The 19,007-nt window shown below is 70.2% G+C and carries 19 protein-coding genes; 8 read left to right on the forward strand and 11 right to left on the reverse strand.

Annotated elements, in window-relative coordinates; all coding sequences use genetic code 11:
* The 6 genes from ITJ54_RS05065 (at position 1) to ITJ54_RS05090 (ending at position 5,328) form a co-directional block, all read left to right on the forward strand.
* Complete coding sequence (locus ITJ54_RS05065) at positions 1-846, forward strand: ribose-phosphate pyrophosphokinase-like domain-containing protein (protein ID WP_194626279.1); 846 nt, start codon at positions 1-3, stop codon at positions 844-846.
* A complete protein-coding gene (locus tag ITJ54_RS05070; protein WP_194626281.1) occupies positions 843-2,426 on the forward strand; it encodes a nicotinate phosphoribosyltransferase in 1,584 nt (527 codons plus the stop codon). Before ITJ54_RS05065 ends, ITJ54_RS05070 begins: the two co-directional genes overlap by 4 nt.
* Complete coding sequence (locus ITJ54_RS05075; protein ID WP_194626283.1) at positions 2,423-3,094, forward strand: NUDIX domain-containing protein; 672 nt, start codon at positions 2,423-2,425, stop codon at positions 3,092-3,094. The genes ITJ54_RS05070 and ITJ54_RS05075 overlap by 4 nt, the downstream gene beginning before the upstream one ends.
* A gap of 18 nt (positions 3,095-3,112) precedes the next feature.
* Positions 3,113-3,745: a pyridoxal 5'-phosphate synthase gene (locus tag ITJ54_RS05080; RefSeq protein ID WP_194626286.1), complete on the forward strand. Its 633-nt coding sequence runs from the start codon at positions 3,113-3,115 to the stop codon at positions 3,743-3,745.
* 134 nt (positions 3,746-3,879) lie between these two features.
* Positions 3,880-4,665, forward strand: a complete 786-nt coding sequence (aqpZ, locus tag ITJ54_RS05085) for an aquaporin Z (protein WP_194626288.1) — start codon at positions 3,880-3,882, stop codon at positions 4,663-4,665.
* A gap of 165 nt (positions 4,666-4,830) precedes the next feature.
* Complete coding sequence (locus ITJ54_RS05090) at positions 4,831-5,328, forward strand: GNAT family N-acetyltransferase (RefSeq protein ID WP_194626290.1); 498 nt, start codon at positions 4,831-4,833, stop codon at positions 5,326-5,328.
* On the opposite strand, the gene ITJ54_RS05095 is transcribed toward ITJ54_RS05090, so the two are convergent.
* The 6 genes from ITJ54_RS05095 to ITJ54_RS05120 all read right to left on the reverse strand — a co-directional run bounded on the left by ITJ54_RS05095 (position 5,325) and on the right by ITJ54_RS05120 (position 12,155).
* Positions 5,325-7,778 carry an ATP-dependent helicase gene (locus tag ITJ54_RS05095; RefSeq protein ID WP_194626292.1) on the reverse strand — a complete coding sequence of 818 codons (2,454 nt, stop codon included), beginning with the start codon at positions 7,776-7,778 and terminating at the stop codon, positions 5,325-5,327. The genes ITJ54_RS05090 and ITJ54_RS05095 overlap by 4 nt on opposite strands.
* Positions 7,779-7,790: 12 nt before the next feature.
* On the reverse strand, positions 7,791-8,804 hold the full coding sequence (locus tag ITJ54_RS05100; RefSeq protein ID WP_194626293.1) for a glycerophosphodiester phosphodiesterase family protein: 1,014 nt from the start codon (positions 8,802-8,804) through the stop codon (positions 7,791-7,793).
* A gap of 108 nt (positions 8,805-8,912) precedes the next feature.
* Positions 8,913-9,233, reverse strand: a complete 321-nt coding sequence (locus tag ITJ54_RS05105) for a hypothetical protein (protein WP_194626295.1) — start codon at positions 9,231-9,233, stop codon at positions 8,913-8,915.
* Between the two features lie 51 nt (positions 9,234-9,284).
* Complete coding sequence (locus ITJ54_RS05110; RefSeq protein ID WP_194626297.1) at positions 9,285-9,635, reverse strand: hypothetical protein; 351 nt, start codon at positions 9,633-9,635, stop codon at positions 9,285-9,287.
* Positions 9,636-9,892: 257 nt separating this feature from the next.
* Positions 9,893-10,903: a LacI family DNA-binding transcriptional regulator gene (locus tag ITJ54_RS05115; protein ID WP_194626298.1), complete on the reverse strand. Its 1,011-nt coding sequence runs from the start codon at positions 10,901-10,903 to the stop codon at positions 9,893-9,895.
* Between the two features lie 7 nt (positions 10,904-10,910).
* On the reverse strand, positions 10,911-12,155 hold the full coding sequence (locus ITJ54_RS05120; protein ID WP_194626300.1) for a Gfo/Idh/MocA family protein: 1,245 nt from the start codon (positions 12,153-12,155) through the stop codon (positions 10,911-10,913).
* 296 nt (positions 12,156-12,451) lie between these two features.
* On the opposite strand from ITJ54_RS05120, the gene ITJ54_RS05125 reads away from it, so the two are divergent.
* The gene (locus tag ITJ54_RS05125) at positions 12,452-13,312 is read left to right on the forward strand and encodes a Bax inhibitor-1/YccA family membrane protein (protein ID WP_194626302.1); all 861 of its coding nucleotides are present in this window, start codon (positions 12,452-12,454) and stop codon (positions 13,310-13,312) included.
* A 253-nt stretch (positions 13,313-13,565) separates the two neighbouring features.
* Here ITJ54_RS05125 and guaA read toward each other — a convergent pair whose 3' ends face one another.
* From guaA to ITJ54_RS05150, 5 genes are read right to left on the reverse strand one after another with little or no spacing between them, the layout of a single operon-like run.
* Positions 13,566-15,155, reverse strand: coding sequence for a glutamine-hydrolyzing GMP synthase (gene guaA, locus ITJ54_RS05130; protein WP_194626304.1), 1,590 nt, complete (start codon positions 15,153-15,155; stop codon positions 13,566-13,568).
* Positions 15,152-15,598, reverse strand: a complete 447-nt coding sequence (locus tag ITJ54_RS05135; RefSeq protein WP_194626306.1) for a DUF3817 domain-containing protein — start codon at positions 15,596-15,598, stop codon at positions 15,152-15,154. Before ITJ54_RS05135 ends, guaA begins: the two co-directional genes overlap by 4 nt.
* A gap of 9 nt (positions 15,599-15,607) precedes the next feature.
* Positions 15,608-16,345 carry an SURF1 family cytochrome oxidase biogenesis protein gene (locus tag ITJ54_RS05140; protein WP_194626308.1) on the reverse strand — a complete coding sequence of 246 codons (738 nt, stop codon included), beginning with the start codon at positions 16,343-16,345 and terminating at the stop codon, positions 15,608-15,610.
* Positions 16,346-16,392: 47 nt separating this feature from the next.
* Positions 16,393-17,802: a cation:proton antiporter gene (locus tag ITJ54_RS05145; protein WP_194626310.1), complete on the reverse strand. Its 1,410-nt coding sequence runs from the start codon at positions 17,800-17,802 to the stop codon at positions 16,393-16,395.
* Between the two features lie 5 nt (positions 17,803-17,807).
* A complete protein-coding gene (locus tag ITJ54_RS05150; RefSeq protein WP_071276606.1) occupies positions 17,808-18,341 on the reverse strand; it encodes a cation:proton antiporter regulatory subunit in 534 nt (177 codons plus the stop codon).
* 96 nt (positions 18,342-18,437) lie between these two features.
* Here ITJ54_RS05150 and ITJ54_RS05155 point away from each other — a divergent pair, with 96 nt between their 5' ends.
* Positions 18,438-18,941, forward strand: coding sequence for a hypothetical protein (locus ITJ54_RS05155; RefSeq protein WP_194626312.1), 504 nt, complete (start codon positions 18,438-18,440; stop codon positions 18,939-18,941).
* The last annotated feature ends 66 nt before the right edge of the window (positions 18,942-19,007 follow it).

Below are 19,007 nucleotides of genomic sequence, written 5' to 3' on the forward strand. Positions count from 1 at the left end.
ATGGCAGTCGAACTCAGCACCCGGGACAACCGGGGCACCCAGACGACACCGACGTTCTCCACGATGCGGTTCCCCGCTGGTGAAGCCCACGTCAAGGTCGCGGACGACCACACCGACGCGGCAGACCTCACCGAGATCGCGACCCTCCGCGGCGCGAGCGGTGACGACCTGATGATGCTCGGCATGTGGGCCGACGCCGTGCGGCAGCGCGGATCGAAGTCCGTCGCACTCGTCCCCTACCTGCCCGGCGCCCGACAGGACCGCGGCATCCCGTTCGGGGCGAAGGTCTACGCCGACGTCCTCAACGGCTTCGGCATCGACCAGGTCATCGCGTTCGACCCGCACTCGCCGGTCATCGTCGGGCTCATCGAGCACCTGACCGTGGTCACCAGCGAGCGGGTCGTCCGTGACGCCGTGGTCGGCGCTCCCGGCACCGACCAGCGCTACCAGGGCATCATCGCGCCGGACAAGGGCGCGGTCCCCCGGGCCACGGCCGTCGCCGAGGCGTGCGACCTGCCCGTGTACAAGGCCGAGAAGCACCGCAACCCGGACACCGGCAAGCTCGACGGCTTCAGCTGCGAGCCGCTGCCCGACACCGGCCGCTTCCTGGTGGTCGACGACATCTGCGACGGCGGCGGCACCTTCATGGGCCTCGCCGGGTCGACCGGTCTCCGCAAGGACCGCCTCGGCCTCTGGGTCTCGCACGGGGTCTTCTCCGGCCGGGCCACGGCGCTCGCGGAGCACTTCGGCGAGATCGTCACCACCGACTCCTACCCGGCGCAGTCCGGGGTCCCCGGCCTCGTGACCGTGCCACTCACCCCCTTCCTGACGGAGCAGATCCGATGACCGACCAGACCACCACCACCGGCACGACGACCGCGGGCATCGCGCCCCGCATGACCGCGCCGAGCCCCATCGCCCCGCTGCTCGCCGTCGACGGCTACAAGCACTCGCACCGGCAGGTCTACCCCGAGGGCACCACCCGCATCCTGATCAACTGGACGAACCGCTCGAACGCGCACATGCCCGAGTCGACGCACGCCGTGGTCTTCGGGCTGCAGGCCTTCATCCAGCGCACCCTCGTCGAGTCCTGGGCGCCGTTCTTCGCGGCGGACGAGGACCTGGTCTGCGACCTGTTCGAGCAGGCGCTGCAGGGCTACTTCGGCCCGAACCACATCGGCGTCGACCACGTCCGCGCCCTGCACCGGCTCGGGTACCTGCCGCTCGCGATCCGGGCGCTCCCCGAGGGCACCCTCGCCCCGATCGGCGTCGCGACCCTGACCGTCGAGAACACCGTCGACGCGTTCTTCTGGCTGCCGAACTACATCGAGACCGCACTGTCGGCGTCGATCTGGCACCCGTCCACCGTCGCCACGAAGGCGCTGGAGTACCGCGACCTGATGGAGGACTGGGCAGCCCGCACGGGCGCCGTCCCCGAGGGCATCGACTTCGCAGCGCACGACTTCTCGTTCCGCGGCCAGTCGAGCATCGAGTCCGCCGCCGCCGGTGGCGCTGGCCACCTGCTCTCCTTCCTCGGCACCGACTCGATGCCGACGCTCGACTTCGTCGACCGCTACTACCCGGGCGAGAACGGGATGGTCGCCGCGAGCGTCCCCGCCACCGAGCACAGCGTGATGTGCGTGCGCGGGGCCGAGGGCGAGCTCGCGACCTTCGAGCAGATCCTCGACGTCTACCCGACGGGCATCGTGTCCGCGGTCAGCGACGGCTTCGACCTGTTCAAGGTCCTCACCGAGACGCTCCCGCAGCTCAAGGACCGCATCACGGCCCGCGACGGCAAGCTGGTCATCCGCCCCGACTCCGGCGACCCGGTCGACATCGTCACCGGCACCGTGCACGACGTCGACGAGGCCGCCCTGACCGACCCGGCGCGCAGCCACGAGGAGAAGGGCGTCGTCGAGCTGCTCGACGAGCTGTTCGGCCACACCGTCAACGCGCAGGGCTTCAAGGTCCTCGACCAGCACATCGGTGTCATCTACGGCGACAGCATCACCCTCGACCGAGCCCGCCGCATCTACGAGCGCCTGGCCGCCAAGGGGTACTCGAGCGACAACATCGTGCTCGGCATCGGGTCGTACACGTACCAGTACATGACCCGCGATAACCTCGGCAGCGCGGTCAAGGCGACCTGGGCCCTGGTCGACGGCGAGCCGGTCGACATCCAGAAGGACCCGAAGACCGGCAGCGGCAAGAAGAGCGCGAAGGGCCGCATCGCCCTGCACCGCGACGCGACCGGCGAGATCCGCCAGACCGACCAGGCGAGCGCCGCGGACGAGGAGACGAGCCTGCTGCAGCCGGTCTGGGTCGACGGTCGGTTCCTCGTGCACCAGTCCTTCGCGGACGTCCGCGAGACGCTCCGACGCGAGCGTACGGAGCGCGCGGCACGACGGGCGGCGGCGTCGGCGTGACCGACCCGTCGGCGACCCGCGACCAGCCGCTCATCGCGATCGACGTCGTCCCGATGTCCTTCACGACGGGCGGCGGGCTGCGGGTCGCCACCGCGCGTCGGCAGTACGACCCGTACGCCGGCCAGGAGGCTCTCCCCGGCGTGCTCCTGGATCCTGCGGAACTCCTGGTGGACGCAGCACGGCGGGCGCTCGAGACCAAGACCGGGATCGGCCGGCCGGCGGTCCGGCACCTCGCGCAGATCGGGGCGTTCGACGGACCCGACCGTGACCCCCGCAGTGCGGCGATCAGCATCGCGTTCGTCGCGGTGGTGGACGTCCCGGACGAGGCGTCCGGTGGCCCTGCTGGTGACCCGTCCCCGGTCTGGCGCGATCCCACCGGGGCCGAGCCGAGCCTCCCGTTCGACCACGACCGGATCATCCAGGCCGCCGTCGACGACGTGCGAACCCGACTGTGGCGCGACCTGCCGCTGACCCGCGCCCTCCTGGGCCCGCGGTTCACGACGGCGGACGCGTCCCGGCTGCAGGCCGCGCTGGTCGGCGCGGCTCCGGACCCCGGCAACCTCAACCGGGCGCTGCGGACGAACCCGGCACTCGAGCGGATGACGGAACCGTCGTCGACCGGCTCGCGCGGCGGACGTCCCCCGGCCGTCTGGACGTGGACGGACTGAGGCGGGTTGGCTGGGGACATGGCCTCTGCTCCGCTCTCCGGTGACACCTCGTTCGCGTTCCCCGAGTTCGACGACCCGCCCGCATCGCCCTTCGACGTCGCCCGCGCGTGGCTCGCCGGAGCCGAGGAGGACGACATCGCCGAACCGCTCTCGATGACCCTGGCGACCGCCGCCGACGGGATCGTCACCGCCAGGACCGTCGACGTGAAGACGATCGACGACCGCGGCCTGCTGTTCGGGACCTCGAGCGAGAGCCCCAAGGGCCGCCAGCTCGCAGCGAACCCCGCCGCAGCGCTCCAGGTCTACTGGCGCGAGACGATGCAGCAGCTCCGCTTCGAGGGGGTCGTCGTGCGCCTGTCGGACGCCGAGTCGGACGAGCTGTTCGCCGCCCGGTCGCCGAAGTCACGCGCGGCGACCGCCGTTGCCGCGCAGTCCGCGCCGCTCGAGGGCACCGTGCAGGACCTCATCGACGACGCGAACGCCCTGCTCGAGGACGCCGGCGACGACGTGCCGCGGCCGGAGTCGTGGGCGGCGTGGCGCCTCGAGCCGGTGTCGGTCGAGTTCTGGCACGGCAGCCGCGACCGGATGCACCGGCGGCTGCAGTACCGGTCGACGGACGACGGTTGGACGTCGAGCGTGCTGCAGCCCTGACGCGGGTGCGGGTCGTCGGGTCGTCGGGTCGTCTTCTTGCCGGTAGGCGCGCTCGGCGGACACGACGGGAGGGCGCTGGTTCGCTGAGTGCATCACGGCGGGCCGGTGGGTCTGCCCCTGGCCCGAGGAGCACCATGCGTGACGACCGCGACGTCGACGACTCCACCTCCGAACAGCGCGAGGAGGACGCCCCAGCACGCCCCACGCTGCAGCTGTACGGCGCCGAGTTCTTCGGCACGTTCCTGCTCGTCTTCGGCGGGGTCGGCACCGCACTCTTCGCCGCGGCGTTCCCTGATGCCGGCAACGCCCTCGGGGTCGGGTACCTCGGTGTCGCGCTCGCGTTCGGCCTGACGCTCGTCGCGGGGATCAGCGCCGTCGGGCACATCTCCGGCGGCCACTTCAACCCGGCGGTGACGCTCGGGCTGTGGGTCGCGGGCCGCACCGACGCCCGGCACCTGGTGGGGTACTGGGTCGCGCAGGTCCTCGGCGGCGTCGTGGCGACGAGCATCCTGGCGGCGGTCCTGGCCGGCAAGCCGGGAGCCTTCTCCGCCGCACGGGACAGCGGCTTCGCGTCCAACGGCTTCGGGTCGGCCTCGCCCGGCGGCTACGGGCTGTGGTCCGTCCTGCTCATCGAGGTCGTGCTCACGGCGGTGTTCCTCGGGGTCATCCTGTCCGTGACCGCGAAGCCGGAGTACCGCGCACTCGCCCCGATCGCGATCGGCCTGACGCTGACGCTGATCCACCTCGTCTCGATCCCTGTCAGCAACACGTCGGTGAACCCGGCGCGGTCGATCGCCGCCGCGGTGTACGGCGGCGGGGAACCGCTCGGGCAGCTGTGGCTGTTCATCGTCGCGCCGCTCGTGGGTGCCGCGATCGCGGGCGTCGTCGTGCGGTTCGGCAGTGGGCGCGCGGTCCGGTAGCACCGCGGCTGCGTCACCGTCGCCGCACGTCCCTGGTGGTTCGGGCCGGACTCGCACAACCGGAATCGGCTCGCGCCGCGGACGTCCGTGGTGCGAGCCGACTTCGGTTGTGCGGCACCGACCCGCGCCACGGCCCGTGACCACCCCGTGTCGTAGTGTCGACGGATGGGGCAAGACACGTCGTCCGTGAACGTCCGGGCCGCCGTGCCCGAGGACGCCGAGGCCATCGCCACCGTGCACGTCCGCGCGTGGCAGGAGGCCTACGCGCACCTGCTCCCGGCGGCGTTCCTCGAGGCGCTCGACCCGCGCGACCGTCTGGAGCGGTGGCGCCGGATCATCGACGAACCGACGGTCGCCGTGTGCGTCGCCGAGGTGGACGCAGCCGTCGTCGGATGGGCGACCGCGGGCCCAGGACGCGAAGCCGACGCCGTCCGCCCCCTGGAACTCGAGGGCATCTACGTCCTCGCTGGTGCCCACGGTTCGGGTGCGGGGCAGGGACTGCTCGATGCCGTGCTCGGCGACCGTCCGGCGTTCCTCTGGGTGGCCGAGCACAACCCGCGCGCCGAGGCCTTCTACCGTCGCAACGGGTTCCGCCGGGACGGCACGGTCAAGCACGAGCCCGTGGCCCAGCACTCGATCACGGCCGTGCGGATGGTGCGCTAGAGCTTCTCGATCGGGGCGATCTTGATGAGCAGCTTCTTGCGCCCCGCGGCGTCGAACGCGATCTCGGCGATGCGCTTGGCGCCCTGGCCGGTCACCGCTCCGACGGTGCCCTCGCCGAAGTCGACGTGCTTGATGCGGTCGCCGGCTGCCAGCTCCATGTCGCCGTTGTCGCGGACCTGCCCGGACACCCGGTTCGCCCACTCGGTCTTCGGTCGGGTCTTCGCCGCTGCGGCCGCGCGGTCGTAGGAACCGCTGCCCCAGCCGCCGCCACCGCGGTACCCACCGCCGCCGGTGCCACCGCCACCACTGAAGCCACCGTCGCGCTTGGCGTTCAGGGCACGGGGCTGCGTCCCACCGCGGCTGTTCGCCATGCCAGGAGACTGCTTCCACTCGATGAGCCCCTCGGGGATCTCCTGCAGGAAGCGGGAGGGCATCGCCACGTTCACGTCGCCGAACTGCGCGCGGGTCATCGCCAGCGACAGGAACAGGGACTTCTTGGCGCGGGTGATGCCGACGTAGAACAGCCGGCGTTCCTCGGCGGGCCCGCCGGGCTCGTTCGCGGACATCCGGTGCGGCAGCAGGTCCTCTTCGATGCCGGTCAGGAAGACGGCGTCGTACTCCAGGCCCTTGGCGGTGTGCAGCGTCATGAGGGACACCGTCCCGGACGAGTCGTCGAGCTCGTCCGCCGCCGCGACCAGCGAGACCTCGGTCAGGAAGTCGCTCAGGGTGCCGTCCGGGTTGTTCTTCTGGAACTCCCGCGTCACGGCCACGAGCTCGTCGATGTTGTCGGCACGGGCGGAGTCCTGCGCGTCCGGCGACTTCCGGAGCTGCTCGAGGAGCCCCGAGCCGTCCATCAGCTGGGTCAGGGTGTCCACGACGGGCTGCTCGGTGGCCTTCGCAGAGACCTCGTCGAGCAGCGCCGCGAACGCCGTGATCGCGTTCCGCACCTTCGGGCCGAACCCGAGTTCGTCGGCGTGCCGGAGCGACTCGCGCATCGAGACGTCGTGGTCGTCGGCGTAGCGCTGCAGGGTGGTCTCGGTGACCGACCCGATCCCGCGCTTCGGCACGTTCAGCACGCGCCGGAGCGCCAGCGGGTCGGCGGGGTTAGCGACAGTGATCAGGTACGCCATGGCGTCCTTGATCTCCGCACGCTCGTAGAACTTCGTGCCGCCCAGCACCCGGTACGGGATCGCCGACCGGATGAAGATCTCCTCCAGCGCACGCGTCTGCGAGTTCGTCCGGTAGAACACCGCCATGTCGCGGTAGTCCGTGCCGTCGTCGTGCAGCCGCTGGATCTCGTCGGCGACGAACTGGGCCTCGTCGTGCCCGGTGTAGCCCGTGAACCCGACGATCTTGTCGCCGGCGCCGACCTCGGTAAACAGGTTCTTCACCTGGCGGTCGAAGTTGTTGGCGATGACGGCGTTGGCGGCGTCGAGGATGTTCTGCGTCGAGCGGTAGTTCTGCTCGAGCAGGATGACCTTCGAGTTCGGGAAGTCCCGCTCGAACTCGACGATGTTGCGGATGTCGGCCCCGCGGAACGCGTAGATCGACTGGTCCGAGTCACCGACGACGGTCAGGGACGCCCCGGCGATCGAGCCGTCGGTCTCGCGCATCCTGGCGACGTGCTGGCCCTCGTCCTCGAGCCGGTCGACCTGTTCCACCGGCACCGGTCGGGTGAGCTCGCGGATCAGGGAGTACTGCGCGTGGTTGGTGTCCTGGTACTCGTCGACCAGGATGAAGCGGAAGCGGCGCTGGTAGAGCGCGGCGACCTCGGGGAAGGCCCGGAACAGGAACACCGTCTGCCCGATGAGGTCGTCGAAGTCGAAGGCGTTCGCGCGCCGCAGGTCGTTCGTGTACCGACGGAAGACCTCGGTGAACATGACTTCCTGCGGGTCGTTCGCGTTGATGTTGCGCGCGTACGAGTCGACGTCCTGCAGTTCGTTCTTGAGCTTCGAGATCTTCGACGCCGCAGCCCCGACGGTCAGCCCGAGGGTGTCCGCTTCGAGGTCCTTGATGATCCGCTTGAGCAGGGCCCGCGAGTCGGCCGAGTCGTAGATCGTGAACGACTGCGGGAACCCGAAGCGCTCGGCTTCGCGCCGCAGGATCCGGACGCAGGCGGAGTGGAACGTGGAGATCCACATGCCCTCCGACGCCTGCCCGACGAGCGCGCGGACACGCTCGCGCATCTCGGCGGCGGCCTTGTTCGTGAAGGTGATCGCGAGGATCTGCGAGGGCCAGGCCTCACGGTTCGCCAGCAGCAGCGCGATGCGCCGCGTGAGCACACTCGTCTTGCCGGAACCGGCTCCGGCGACGATGAGCAGCGATTCGCCGCGGTACTCGACCGCTTCCTTCTGCTGGGGGTTCAGACCGGCGGTGAACGGGTCTTCGTAGGCGCGGGCCCCGGCGCCCGGCTCGGGCGTCGAGTCGAATGGGTCGAGCACGATCGTCATGTCCGGAACAGTCTAGGCGCGCCCCCCGACAGCCGCCCGCGCCCGCACGGCGAGGTCCGTGTGGTCGGCGAACACCCCGTCGACCCCGGTGCGGATGACCGACGTGTACCACCGCTCCCAGTCCCCGAAGCCGGCGACCTCTCCACCTCGCCGCAGCGGCGCCGGCAGGAACCGGTTCTCCGGCCGCAGGGTCCACGTGAACACCTGGAGCCCGGCGGCGTGCGCCCGCTCGACGACGTCCGACCGGACGGGCCGCGGGTCGTCGAGCGCCACCGCGTCCACCCCGGCCATCAGTGTCCGCAGGTCGACGCTGATGCCGTTGAACTGCTCGGCCAGCGCCCGGAGTGCGGTGTCCGTGCGCTCGTCCGCGAAGGTGGGGGCCGTCGATCCGTGGGCGGCGACCTCGTCCGCGGCGCTGCCACGGGCCTCCTGGAGGTAGACGAGCCGACCACCGCCGCCCCGCGAGCCGAGGTCGCGGAGCACGGTCTTCTCGAAGCTCTCGACGGTGAGCCGGTCGTCGCCGCTCCACCCGGCCGCGGCGAGCGCGTCGCCGACCAGGGACGCCATCGGCAGCCCGGCCTGGTCGAAGTACGTGGCGTGCTTGACCTCGGCGACCAGCCCGACCGGACGAGGGGCGTCGTCCAACAGGGCGAGCAGGTCCTCCAGTCGGAGGATGGGGTCCTCGCCGTCATGTGCGGCCGATCCCGGGCGGAGCTCCGGCAGGCGCTCTCGGGTCCGGAGGGTCCGGAGTTCGTCCCAGGTGAAGTCCTCGGTGAACCAGCCGGTCAGCCGGGTGCCCTCCACCGTCTTGGTCGTGCGACGGTCGGCGAACTCGCCGTGGGACGCGACGTCGGTGGTGCCCGAGATCTCGTTCTCGTGCCGGAGCACCAGGACGCCGTCCTTCGTGGGCACGAGGTCCGGTTCGATGGCATCGGCGCCGAGCTCGATCGCGAGTTCGTACGCACTCCGGGAGTGCTCGGGCCGGTACCCGCAGGCACCTCGGTGGGCGATCACCGTCGGGGTCATGCGGCCGACCCTACTGGCCGGGGGTTGCCGCTCCGTGGACGTCGTGCGAGCAGGAAGCGGCCGGGGTCGTGGCAACGGCCCCCACCGCGATGCGGTGGGGGCCGTTCGTCAGGAGTACTCGACCTCGACGGACTTGATGGGCGTCGAGCCACCCCCGGGGCACGCCACCGAGATGATCGCCGTCTGGCTCTGGGCGAAGTACCGCGTGTACTGCGTCTGCCCGATCACGCAGTGCACCGTGTAGGACGCCTGCGTGCCGGAGTCACACGACTGCGTGATCCGACCGGTGCCACCGATGGGTCCGCTCCGGGTCAGGCCGAGGGGGCCACAGTTGTTCTTCGCCTGGGCCGGCGCCGCTGTGGCGACCCCGGCCGTCAGCATCGCGAGCGCTGTCATCGCCACGACGGCGAGCCGAGTTGTGCGTTTCACCATGCACCTCCTGTGCATCGTCCTGCTGCTGGATCAGTCACCGGGTGCCGCTCAGCCGATGATCTTGTAGGTGGCCGAGTACGGACTCGTCCCGAACCCGCAGTGGTAGTTGAAGACGTGGTTCTCGCCGGCGGTGTTCCACTTGTACGTGAACGTGTAGTCCTGGCCGATCGGGCAGTCGACCGTGTACTGCACGGTCCCCTTGCCGCTGCAGCCCTGGAGCAGTCGGTCGTTCCCCTGGTCGAGCGTGATCTTCCCGCAGGTGAGCGACGCCGCGCTGGCCGGTGCCGCCCCCATGACGACCCCGCTGAGGATCAACCCGACGGCCCCCAGGACGGCTCCGATGCGCGCGCCGGTCGCCCGACGGCTCGTGGCGGTCCGTGTTCGATTGGCAGTCCTCATGATGCCCATCCCCTTCATCGCGCTGCTGAGGTGCTGGGTACCCGCTCGGGCCGACGTCGGTGCCGGTACGCGAGACGGAGGTAGCGCTCACGCCACGCTGAGGATCACTCCCCGACGTAGTCGCCCCCCTCAGTGCTGTTGCACTGACCAACACACCCACCGTAGCGAGGAATCGACGCGAGGTGCAGTCTTGCGATCGAGCACCCGATACCCTATCGTTCTACCCCTCAACGGGGGGGGTGACTGCCCGTGAAGGCTCAGTGCCGTCCGCACGATGCGCGGACGATCAGTTCTGCCTCGTAGAGCCCGTGACGGCGCTGCCCGGCGAGGTCGAGCACGCGTGCGACAGCCGCATCGGCCATCGCCTCGATCGGCTGCCGGACCGTCGTCAGCGGCGGCCAGGTGTACTCGGCCTCCCAGGAACCGTCGAACGCGACGACGGCGACGTCCTCGGGGACGCGCACGCCGCGCTCGTGGAAGGCGCGGAGCACACCGACGGCGGTCCGGTCCGACGCCGCGAAGACCGCGTCGGGTCGGTCGTCCTCGTCGGCGATCCGCAGTCCGGACACGTAGCCACCGTCCCGTGTGTACCCGCCGTCGTACACCCGGCCTGGAGGCACGCCCCGGCTCGTGCACGCCGCTCGCCATCCGCGGTGGCGGGGTTCTCGGTCGTCGAGCTGACCGACGAAGGCCACCCTCGTCCGCCCGTGGTCGAGCAGGTGCTCGGTGGCTCGTTCAGCGCCGGCGCGGAGGTCGGTGCCGACACTGGCGACTCCGTCGCGTGGCCCGGGGGCGTTGAGGTCCACCCACGGCAGGCCGACCGGGTCGATCGCTGCCGGGTCGGCCGTGCCGCTCGAGAGCACGAGCACGCCGTCGACCATCCGCGCGGCGAACTCCTCGAACCGGGCTCGGAGGCCGTCGGGCTCGAAGCTCGTCGCCGTGGAGTACAGGGCGTACCCGCGCTCGCGTGCTGCCGACTCGATGGCCGCGGCGTACTCGGCGAAGAACGGGTTGGCGAAGACGGGGTCGTCCCGGTCGGGGACCGCGAGCACCAGGGTGCGAGCCGACCCCGAGCGGAGCGCCCGCGCGGCCTGGTTGGGCCGGTAGCCGAGCTCGGCCACCGCGGCGAGCACCCGGCGCCGGGTGTCCGGGGCGACGGGTGCTCCACCGTTGAGGGCGTAGCTCACCACCGCGTCCGAGACCCCGGCGAGCCGGGCGACGTCGCGCCGGGTCGGCTTGCGGGTCGGCCGCTCCGGTGCTTCGCTCACGCCCTGATCATGACACCCGGTGCGCCGCCGGGAGGGCTTCCCCGACGGCCACGGGCGCGTCACCCTGGTCGGGGATGGGGAGCCGCTCGCCGTCACGACGGGCGGACTCGAGCGCGACCAGGCCGGGCAGCGTGTACCGCGAGGCCTGCCAGGCGTTGACCGGCGGCAGCACGCCGTCGTTCACGGCGCGGACGAAGTCGTCGACGAGGAGCTGGTGGGAGCCCTCGTGCCCGTTCGGCGCGAAGTCGAACTCGGCGGGGAGGCGGTCGGTGAGGGCGTCGTGCACGGGCGCGTGCCCGGAGACGAACGAGCTGCGGAGCGCCGGGGACACGTCGGCCAGGCGCGGGTCGTCGTCCTCCATCGTCGGACGGTTCTCGAGCTGATCGGACACGTCGGTCACGCCCTCGCGGTCCTGCCAGACGGAGTTGGTCACGAGCTGCTCGAAGCTGCCGTCCGTGCCGAACCAGCGGAAGCGGCTCTCGCGGATGAACGAGGGGAAGCCCACGCGACGGAACTCGTTGATGCGCATGGACCCGCCGCCGTCGAGCTCGAACAGCGCGGTCATGTTCGAGAAGTCGTTGTCGAACATGCTGACCTCGGTGTCGAAGACCCCGTCGCCGCGGTCGTCGTGGACACCGATGCAGCTGACGCTCGTGGCGTACCGCGGGAACGCTCCGAGGACGCCGCCGATCGCGTGCGTCGGGTACCACATGGGCGGGTAGCTGGCCGTGGCCTTCCACTCGTCGCCGCCGCTGTACTTGTAGGCGTCGTAGAAGCCGAGGTCCATGTCGTGGACGTAGTCGCCCTCGGCGTAGAAGACCCGGCCGAAGGCGCCCTGCTCGGCCTTCTGGCGCGCGAACACCGTCGCCGGGTTGTACTGACTGGTCTCGCCCATCATGTAGGTCAGACCCGTTTCCTCGACCGCCGCGATGATCGACTCGATCTCCGTCAGCGCCGTGGCCATCGGGACGGCCGAGTACACGTGCTTGCCGGCACGGAGGGCCTGCAGCACGAGCGGGCCGTGCGTCCAGCGCTGCGTGAAGATCGCGACGGCGTCGACGTCCGGGCTGGCGAGCATGTCCTCGAACGACGGGAACGTGCCGGCGAGGTGGAGTTCCTCGACGAGCTGCTCCGCGCGCTCGGGGAGCACGTCGGTGGCGTAGACCGCGGAGATGCCCGGGTGCTTCTCGAAGAGGGTGGCGAAGTGGCTGGAGAACTGGCCTGCTCCGACCATGCCGAGGGTGAACGTCATGCTGGCTCCTTGCTGGCGGGTGTGCGTCGTTGCAGGTCCCATCGTCGCGCCCGGGTTTACTCGTGTCAACCCCTGCCGCGTCAGCGGTGGTTACAGTGCTCTCGGCGAACTCTCGTCGATCGCGAGGGGGTCCCGCAGCACGCGCCCGTAGAGTGCTCCCGACGGCAGCAGCACCGCCGTCCGCTTGCCGCGAATCCTCAGCCTTTCGTTGCGCCGCACACCTAGGCTGAGAGGACGCGAAGGAACGCATCCGTCGTTCCCGCTCACGATCCGACCAGAGGAATCACGAGGACACCATGGCTTTCAAGCCCGGTTTCGATCAGTCCCCCGCCTTCAACGACGCGGGCCGGAACGCTTGGAGCGCCGGCTCGCAGCAGCAGAACCGCTGGGGCGCGACGCCGCAGCAGTCCGCCGGCATGACGCCCGAGCAGCTGCAGTACATGTACGACCGTCCGGCGGCGAACACCGTCGACACGGACCGCATGTCGTACGAGGACACCATCGTCAAGACGCTCATGGCGTTCGGCGTGCTCGTCGTCGGCGCCGTGGCCGGGTGGAACCTCCCCCCGATCGTCTGGATCGCGGGCGCGATCATCGGGTTCGTCCTGGCGCTGGTGAACACCTTCAAGAAGAAGCCGTCCGCCGGGCTGGTCCTCGCGTACGCGTTCTTCGAAGGCCTGTTCGTCGGTGGCATCTCCGGCTACTACCAGCAGGCGTTCGGTGGCATCGTCCCGCAGGCCGTCTTCGGCACGCTCGGCGTCTTCGGCATCACGCTGGCGCTGTTCGCATCCGGCAAGGTCCGCGCCACCCCGAAGGCGACGCGCTTCTTCCTGATCGCGATCGTCGGCTACATGGTGTTCCAGCTCATCAACCTCGTGCTGAGCGCCACCGGCATCGTGCAGACCCCGTTCGGAATCATGGGCCAGCCGAGCTTCCTGTTCGGCATCCCGTGGGGCGTCCTGATCGGGATCTTCGTGGTCCTGATGGCCGCGTACTCGCTGGTCCTCGACTTCGACCAGATCAAGACCGGCGTCCAGCGCGGCGCCCCGCGCATCTACGGGTGGACCGCCGCGTTCGGGCTCATCGTGACGCTCGTGTGGCTCTACCTCGAGATCCTGCGCATCCTCGCCATCATCGCGAGCAGCTCCCGCAACTAGCACGCACACGCGAAGGGCCCCGGCACACGCCGGGGCCCTTCGTCGTTCCCGGCCCGCTTGCGCGCCCCGCGCCCGCCCCGCCCTATTCCCCACCCGGTGAGATCGCACTTGGTGTCGGCGCCGCATGCGCGGAGCCGACACGAAGTGCGATCTCAGCGAGGGGCTCCGCGGCCGCGGGAGACCAGGACGCAGGACCCCCCGAACGACGAAGGGGCCTGACGCCTGCGCGCCGGACCCCCTCAGGACGGGAGACTCACTCCCACTCGATCGTCCCCGGCGGCTTCGACGTGACGTCGAGCACGACGCGGTTCACGTCGCGCACCTCGTTCGTGATGCGGTTCGAGATCTTCGCGAGCACGTCGTACGGCAGGCGGGTCCAGTCGGCGGTCATGGCGTCCTCGGACGACACGGGACGGAGCACGATCGGGTGCCCGTAGGTACGGCCGTCACCCTGCACGCCCACGGAGCGGACGTCAGCGAGCAGCACGACCGGGCACTGCCAGATCTCGTCGTCCAGGCCCGCAGCGGAGAGCTCCGCACGCGCGATGGCGTCAGCGGCACGCAGGATCTCCAGGCGCTCCTTGTCGACGGAACCCACGATGCGGATGCCGAGCCCGGGCCCGGGGAACGGCTGGCGGCCGACGATGACCTCGGGCAGCCCGAGCTCGCGGCCGACCGCACGGACCTCGTCCTTGAACAGGGTGCGCAGCGGCTCGACGAGCTTGAACGTCATGTCCTCGGGCAGACCGCCGACGTTGTGGTGCGACTTGATGTTCGCGGTGCCGGCACCGCCGCCGGACTCGACCACGTCGGGGTAGAGCGTGCCCTGCACGAGGAACTCGACCTGGCCGGAACCGTCGTCGGAGGACTCGGCCTTCGCCTCGAGCACGAGGGCCTCTGCCGCCGCCTCGAACGTGCGGATGAACTCGCGCCCGATGATCTTGCGCTTCTGCTCGGGGTCGCTGACACCGGCGAGGGCGTCGAGGAACTGCTGCTCGGCGTCGACCGTGATGAGTCGGACACCGGTGGAGGCGACGTAGTCCTCTTCCACCTGCTTGCGCTCGTCTGCGCGGAGCAGCCCGTGGTCGACGAACACGCACGTGAGCTGGTCGCCCACGGCCTTGTGCACCAGGGCTGCGGCCACGGCGGAGTCGACACCACCGGACAGCCCGGCGATGACGCGGGCAGAACCGACCTGCGCGCGGATCCGGGCGACCTGCTCGTCGATCACGTTCGCGGAGTTCCAGTCACCCGGCAGCCCGGCGGCGCGGTGCAGGAAGTTCTCCAGCACGGCCTGCCCGAACGCGGAGTGCTTGACCTCGGGGTGCCACTGCACGCCGTAGAGCTTGCGCTCGTCCGACGCGAAGGCCGCCACCGGGGTCGAGGAACTCGACGCGAGGACCTCGAAGCCCTCGGGTGCTTCGGACACCGAGTCGCCGTGCGACATCCACGTGGTCTGGGACTCAGGCTGGCCACCGAGCAGCACCGAGTCGGTGCCGGTCACGTCGACCGCGGTGGCGCCGTACTCGCGGAGCCCGGTGTTCGCGACCGTGCCACCCAGGGCGGTCGCCATGGCCTGGAAGCCGTAGCAGATGCCGAGCACGGGGACGCCGAGCTCGAGGATCGCGCCGTCGAGTGCCGGGGCGCCGTCCTCGTACACGGACGACGGACCACCGGACAGCACGATCGCTGCGGGGTCCTTCGCGCGGATCTCCTCCGCCGACATCGAGTGGGGGACGATCTCGCTGTAGACGTTGGCCTCGCGGACGCGTCGTGCGATCAGCTGCGCGTACTGCGCACCGAAGTCGACGACGAGGACGGGACGCTGGTCGGTCTCGCTCACCGAGCGCTCTCTTTCTCACGCTGCTGGGCAGCGGTCAGCTCGTGGTAGGTGGTCATGGCGGCCTGCTGCATGCGGTGCTCGACCACGAAGGACATGAACGGGATGACACCGCCGAGCGCGATGAGCAGGAAGCGCGACGGCCGCCAGCGCATGATGCTCCACAGGCGGAAGTCGGCGAACAGGTACACGACGTACAGCCAGCCGTGTGCGATGAGGATCGCGATCGACAGGTTGAAGGTGCCAGGGGCTTCGCCCGCGGTGCCGTTCGGCACGAAGAACGCTCCGCCGCCGAGCTGCATCTCGCGCTGGATCGGCGTGTACTTGATGACCACCTCGACGACCAGGGCGAGCAGCAGCACGCCGGTGACGTACGCGGAGACGCGGTAGAACCGGACGGCCCCCGGGATCTTGGGGACGTCGCGGGTACGGACGGTCAGAGCCATGTGGGAAGCCTATCGTCGCTCGGTGGTCAGGCCGGATGGGGCGAGGTCGGCCTGCTGACGCTCGTCCTCTTCTCGCTCCCAGGTGTCCTTGACGAAGCGCCACCACAGGAACACGGCGAAGCCGGCGAAGACGACCCACTCGACCGCGTAGAACAGGTTGAGCCAGTCGAACTGGACCTCGCGCGTGGGCGCCCGGTCGGCGACGGTGCCGAGGTCGGCTGCGGAGGCGGTGGTGCCGTCAGCGACGACGTACCCGCCGTACATCCGGTCGTCGAACGCCTTCCACGTGTTCACGAACCGGGCAGGAGCGACCGCGGAGTACTCGTCCCGTTGGAAGGCGTCCTGGTCCGGGGACTCCGACGGGTAGTACCGGCCCTGCACGGTGACGGTCGCGCCGTCCGCCAGGCGGTCACCACCGGCGACGGCGGCCGACCGCTGGTCGGACCACCCGATGACGACCGGGAGGCTCGCCCCCGTGGTCGTGTCGACCATGTGTCCCACGGTCTGGTAGCGACCACCCCCGCTGCGGCCGGTCAACACCGTCGTGTCACCGGCGACGAAGCGGCCGGTGACGGTCACCCGCTGGCCGGCCAGGCTGTCGCCGACACCGCGCTCGGGCTTCGAGACGTCGGAGAGCACCTTCCGGGTCTCCGTGGTGGCCGGCAGCGGCTTGCCGTTCTCGATGCTGCGCTCGAGCTGCCACTTGCCGAGGAAGGCGAACACCGCAGCGAGGACCAGCGCGAGCACCAGCAGCGCGATCCACCTCGGTCGTCGGGCGACTGCCCACATCTGTATCAGTACTCCGGGTCACGCGGACGGGCTGAGCGTTCGGGGCGCTCGGCGGGGGTCTCGATCGACGACGTCCCAGTGCTCACGGTCTCGGGCTCGGGCGTCGCCGTCGGTTGCCCATTCTCCCGCTCGTCCCTGCCAGCCGCCTCCACGAGGGCGATCTCCTCCGCGAAGCGGCGGTCCCGTTCGGCCTTGCGGACGGCCGCGGCCTCGGCGGCGGCGCGCTCGCGCCCCCGCAGCTTGCGGACCCGCGCAGGACGGATCACGAGGCGGCCGATCCGGTCCGAGTTGATGGCGAGCACCGGACCCAGGACGGCCATGATGAGGACGTACAGGCCCGCGAACGCGGTGATCCGGCCCTCTAGCCCGGCGGCAGCCGAGAGCGTCGCGAGGATCAGCGCGAACTCGCCACGGTTCACCAGGATGACGGCCGTGTTGATGCCCTGCTGGACGTTGAAGCCGTTCATCCGGGCGACGAGCTGACCTGCGACGGCGTTCAGCACGACGGTCATGCCGATCGCGGCGAGCACCGGCCAGAGCACGTCGCCGAACGTCGCGATGTCGAGCCCGAGGCCGAAGTTGACGAAGAAGAACGCCGCGAAGACGTCACGCATCGGGAGCGCGAGCTGCTCGATGCGGTCGCGGTAGCGCGTCGCACCGCAGAGCAGGCCGATCACGAACGCCCCGATGGCGTCGGTCACGCCGAGCAGGTCGCCGATGCCGCCGAACAGCACGGCGAGGCCGAAGAACAGCACGGTGAAGAGCTCGTCGTCACGGGTGGCGAAGAGCTTCGAGACCTGCTTGCCGCCCCACCGCGCCAGGCTGAACATCACGATGAGGAAGCCGAACGCCAGCGCGAGCTTGCCGATCACACCCCAGATGTTCGTGTCGCCGGACAGCACGACGGAGACGATCGCGAGGTAGATCGCGATGAAGACGTCCTCGATCACGGTGACACCGAGGATCATCGGGGTCTCGTCGTTGGCGAGCCGCCGCAGCTCGATGAGGAGCTTCGTGACGATGGCGCTCGACGAGGTCGCCGTCATGCCCGCGATCACCAGGGCTTCGCGGGTGCCCCAGCCGAGCGAGAACCCGAACGCGAAGCCGACGGCCATGTTGATCGCGACGTACGTGCCGCCGGAGACCAGGAGCTTGCCGGCGTTGCCGTAGAACTCCTCTTGGTCGAACTCGAGCCCGAGGTTGAACAGCAGCAGGATCAGGCCGAAGGTCGCGATCAGCTCGATCGTGTGCGACTCGACGCTCAGCCCGATCCACGGCGTGTGCGGGCTCGCGATGAGGCCGACGACCATGTAGATCGGGATCGCCGGCAGGCCGATCAGCTTGCCGAGGCGTCCGAGGACGTAGGCGATGAGGAACAGGGTCCCGATGGTGAGCAGCTCACCGCCGAGGTGCATGCCGGTTACCTTCCGGGCGGCGCCTCGGCAGCAGCAGCCGCCGCGAGCTCACCGCTGCGGTAGAAGGAGAAGGCCTTGGTGACCTTCTCGGGGGAACCGGCCACGACGATGGTGTCGCCGGGGAAGACGACGAAGTCGGCCGAGGGGGCGGGGTTCGCGCTGTCGCCACGGACGACCGCGACGACGGTGAGGCCGATGAAGCCAGAGTCGTGCAGGTCACCGAGCGGCTTGCCGGCGATGGCGTCCTCGTAGTCGACGGAGAACCAGTCGATGGACAGGCCGGGGATCTCGTCGAGCTTGTCGAGGCCCTCCGTGATGCGGGTGCCGCCGAGGAGCTCGGCGAGCGTGTGGGCCTCGTCGTCGCTCAGGCGCAGCGAGACCTTCTCCGACTTGTCGGCGCCGTCCGAGACGTCGGCGAAGGAGATGAGGTCGGAGTGACCCGACCGGTGCGTGATGACCCCGCACTTGCCACCGTCGTCGGTGTAGAAGCTGTGCAGTACGCCGACTCCGGGGAGTTTGACGCGATGAACGTCGACCATGATGGCTCCCTTTCCCAGGACTCCCATGCTAACCACCGAAGGGGTCCGTCCATTCCGCCGTCTGCCGTTCTGTGGATGCCGTCTACTGTTCTGTGGATGGGGAGCACTCGGATCGTCGTGGCCGTCGTCGGGGTGCTCGTCGTGACGCTGTACGCGGCGCTGCTGGCACTGCAGCAACTCGTGCTGGATCCGCTCGCGGCGGTTCCCGGCACCTCGCTCGGCGCGATCCACGCACACCTCGAACGGCAGGGGTTCGACGTCCACGGTGACGTCGTCGCCGTCCTCGTCACCGCGTCCATCGGCGTCGTCCTGGCGATCGTGGTCGCGACGGTGACGGTGCGCAAGCGCGTGGAGCCGCACTTCGTCATCGCCTGGATGCTCGGGATCATCGCCGCGGGCGCGTTCCCGTTCTTCGTCGCCGGCTTCCAGCTCGGCATGGACGTCGCCGACGGCTACGGCGTCAGCGGCGGCGCCCACACCGTCTGGGCCGGTGTCCTCTTCGTCACCAGTGGGGTCGCGCTGGTCGCGATCCCAGTGGTGCTCGTGTTCGGCGAGCGGCGCCGTGCCCTCCGAGCCACGTCGACGACATTGGTCGCCTGACGGACGCGGGTCGCGCCTCCAGACCGGCGGCACCAGCCTGGAGGCGCGGCTCCCTTCATCGACGCG

Origin of the sequence: Curtobacterium sp. VKM Ac-2865 (assembly GCF_015350905.1) — a bacterium.
Classification (GTDB): Bacteria; Actinomycetota; Actinomycetes; order Actinomycetales; family Microbacteriaceae; genus Curtobacterium.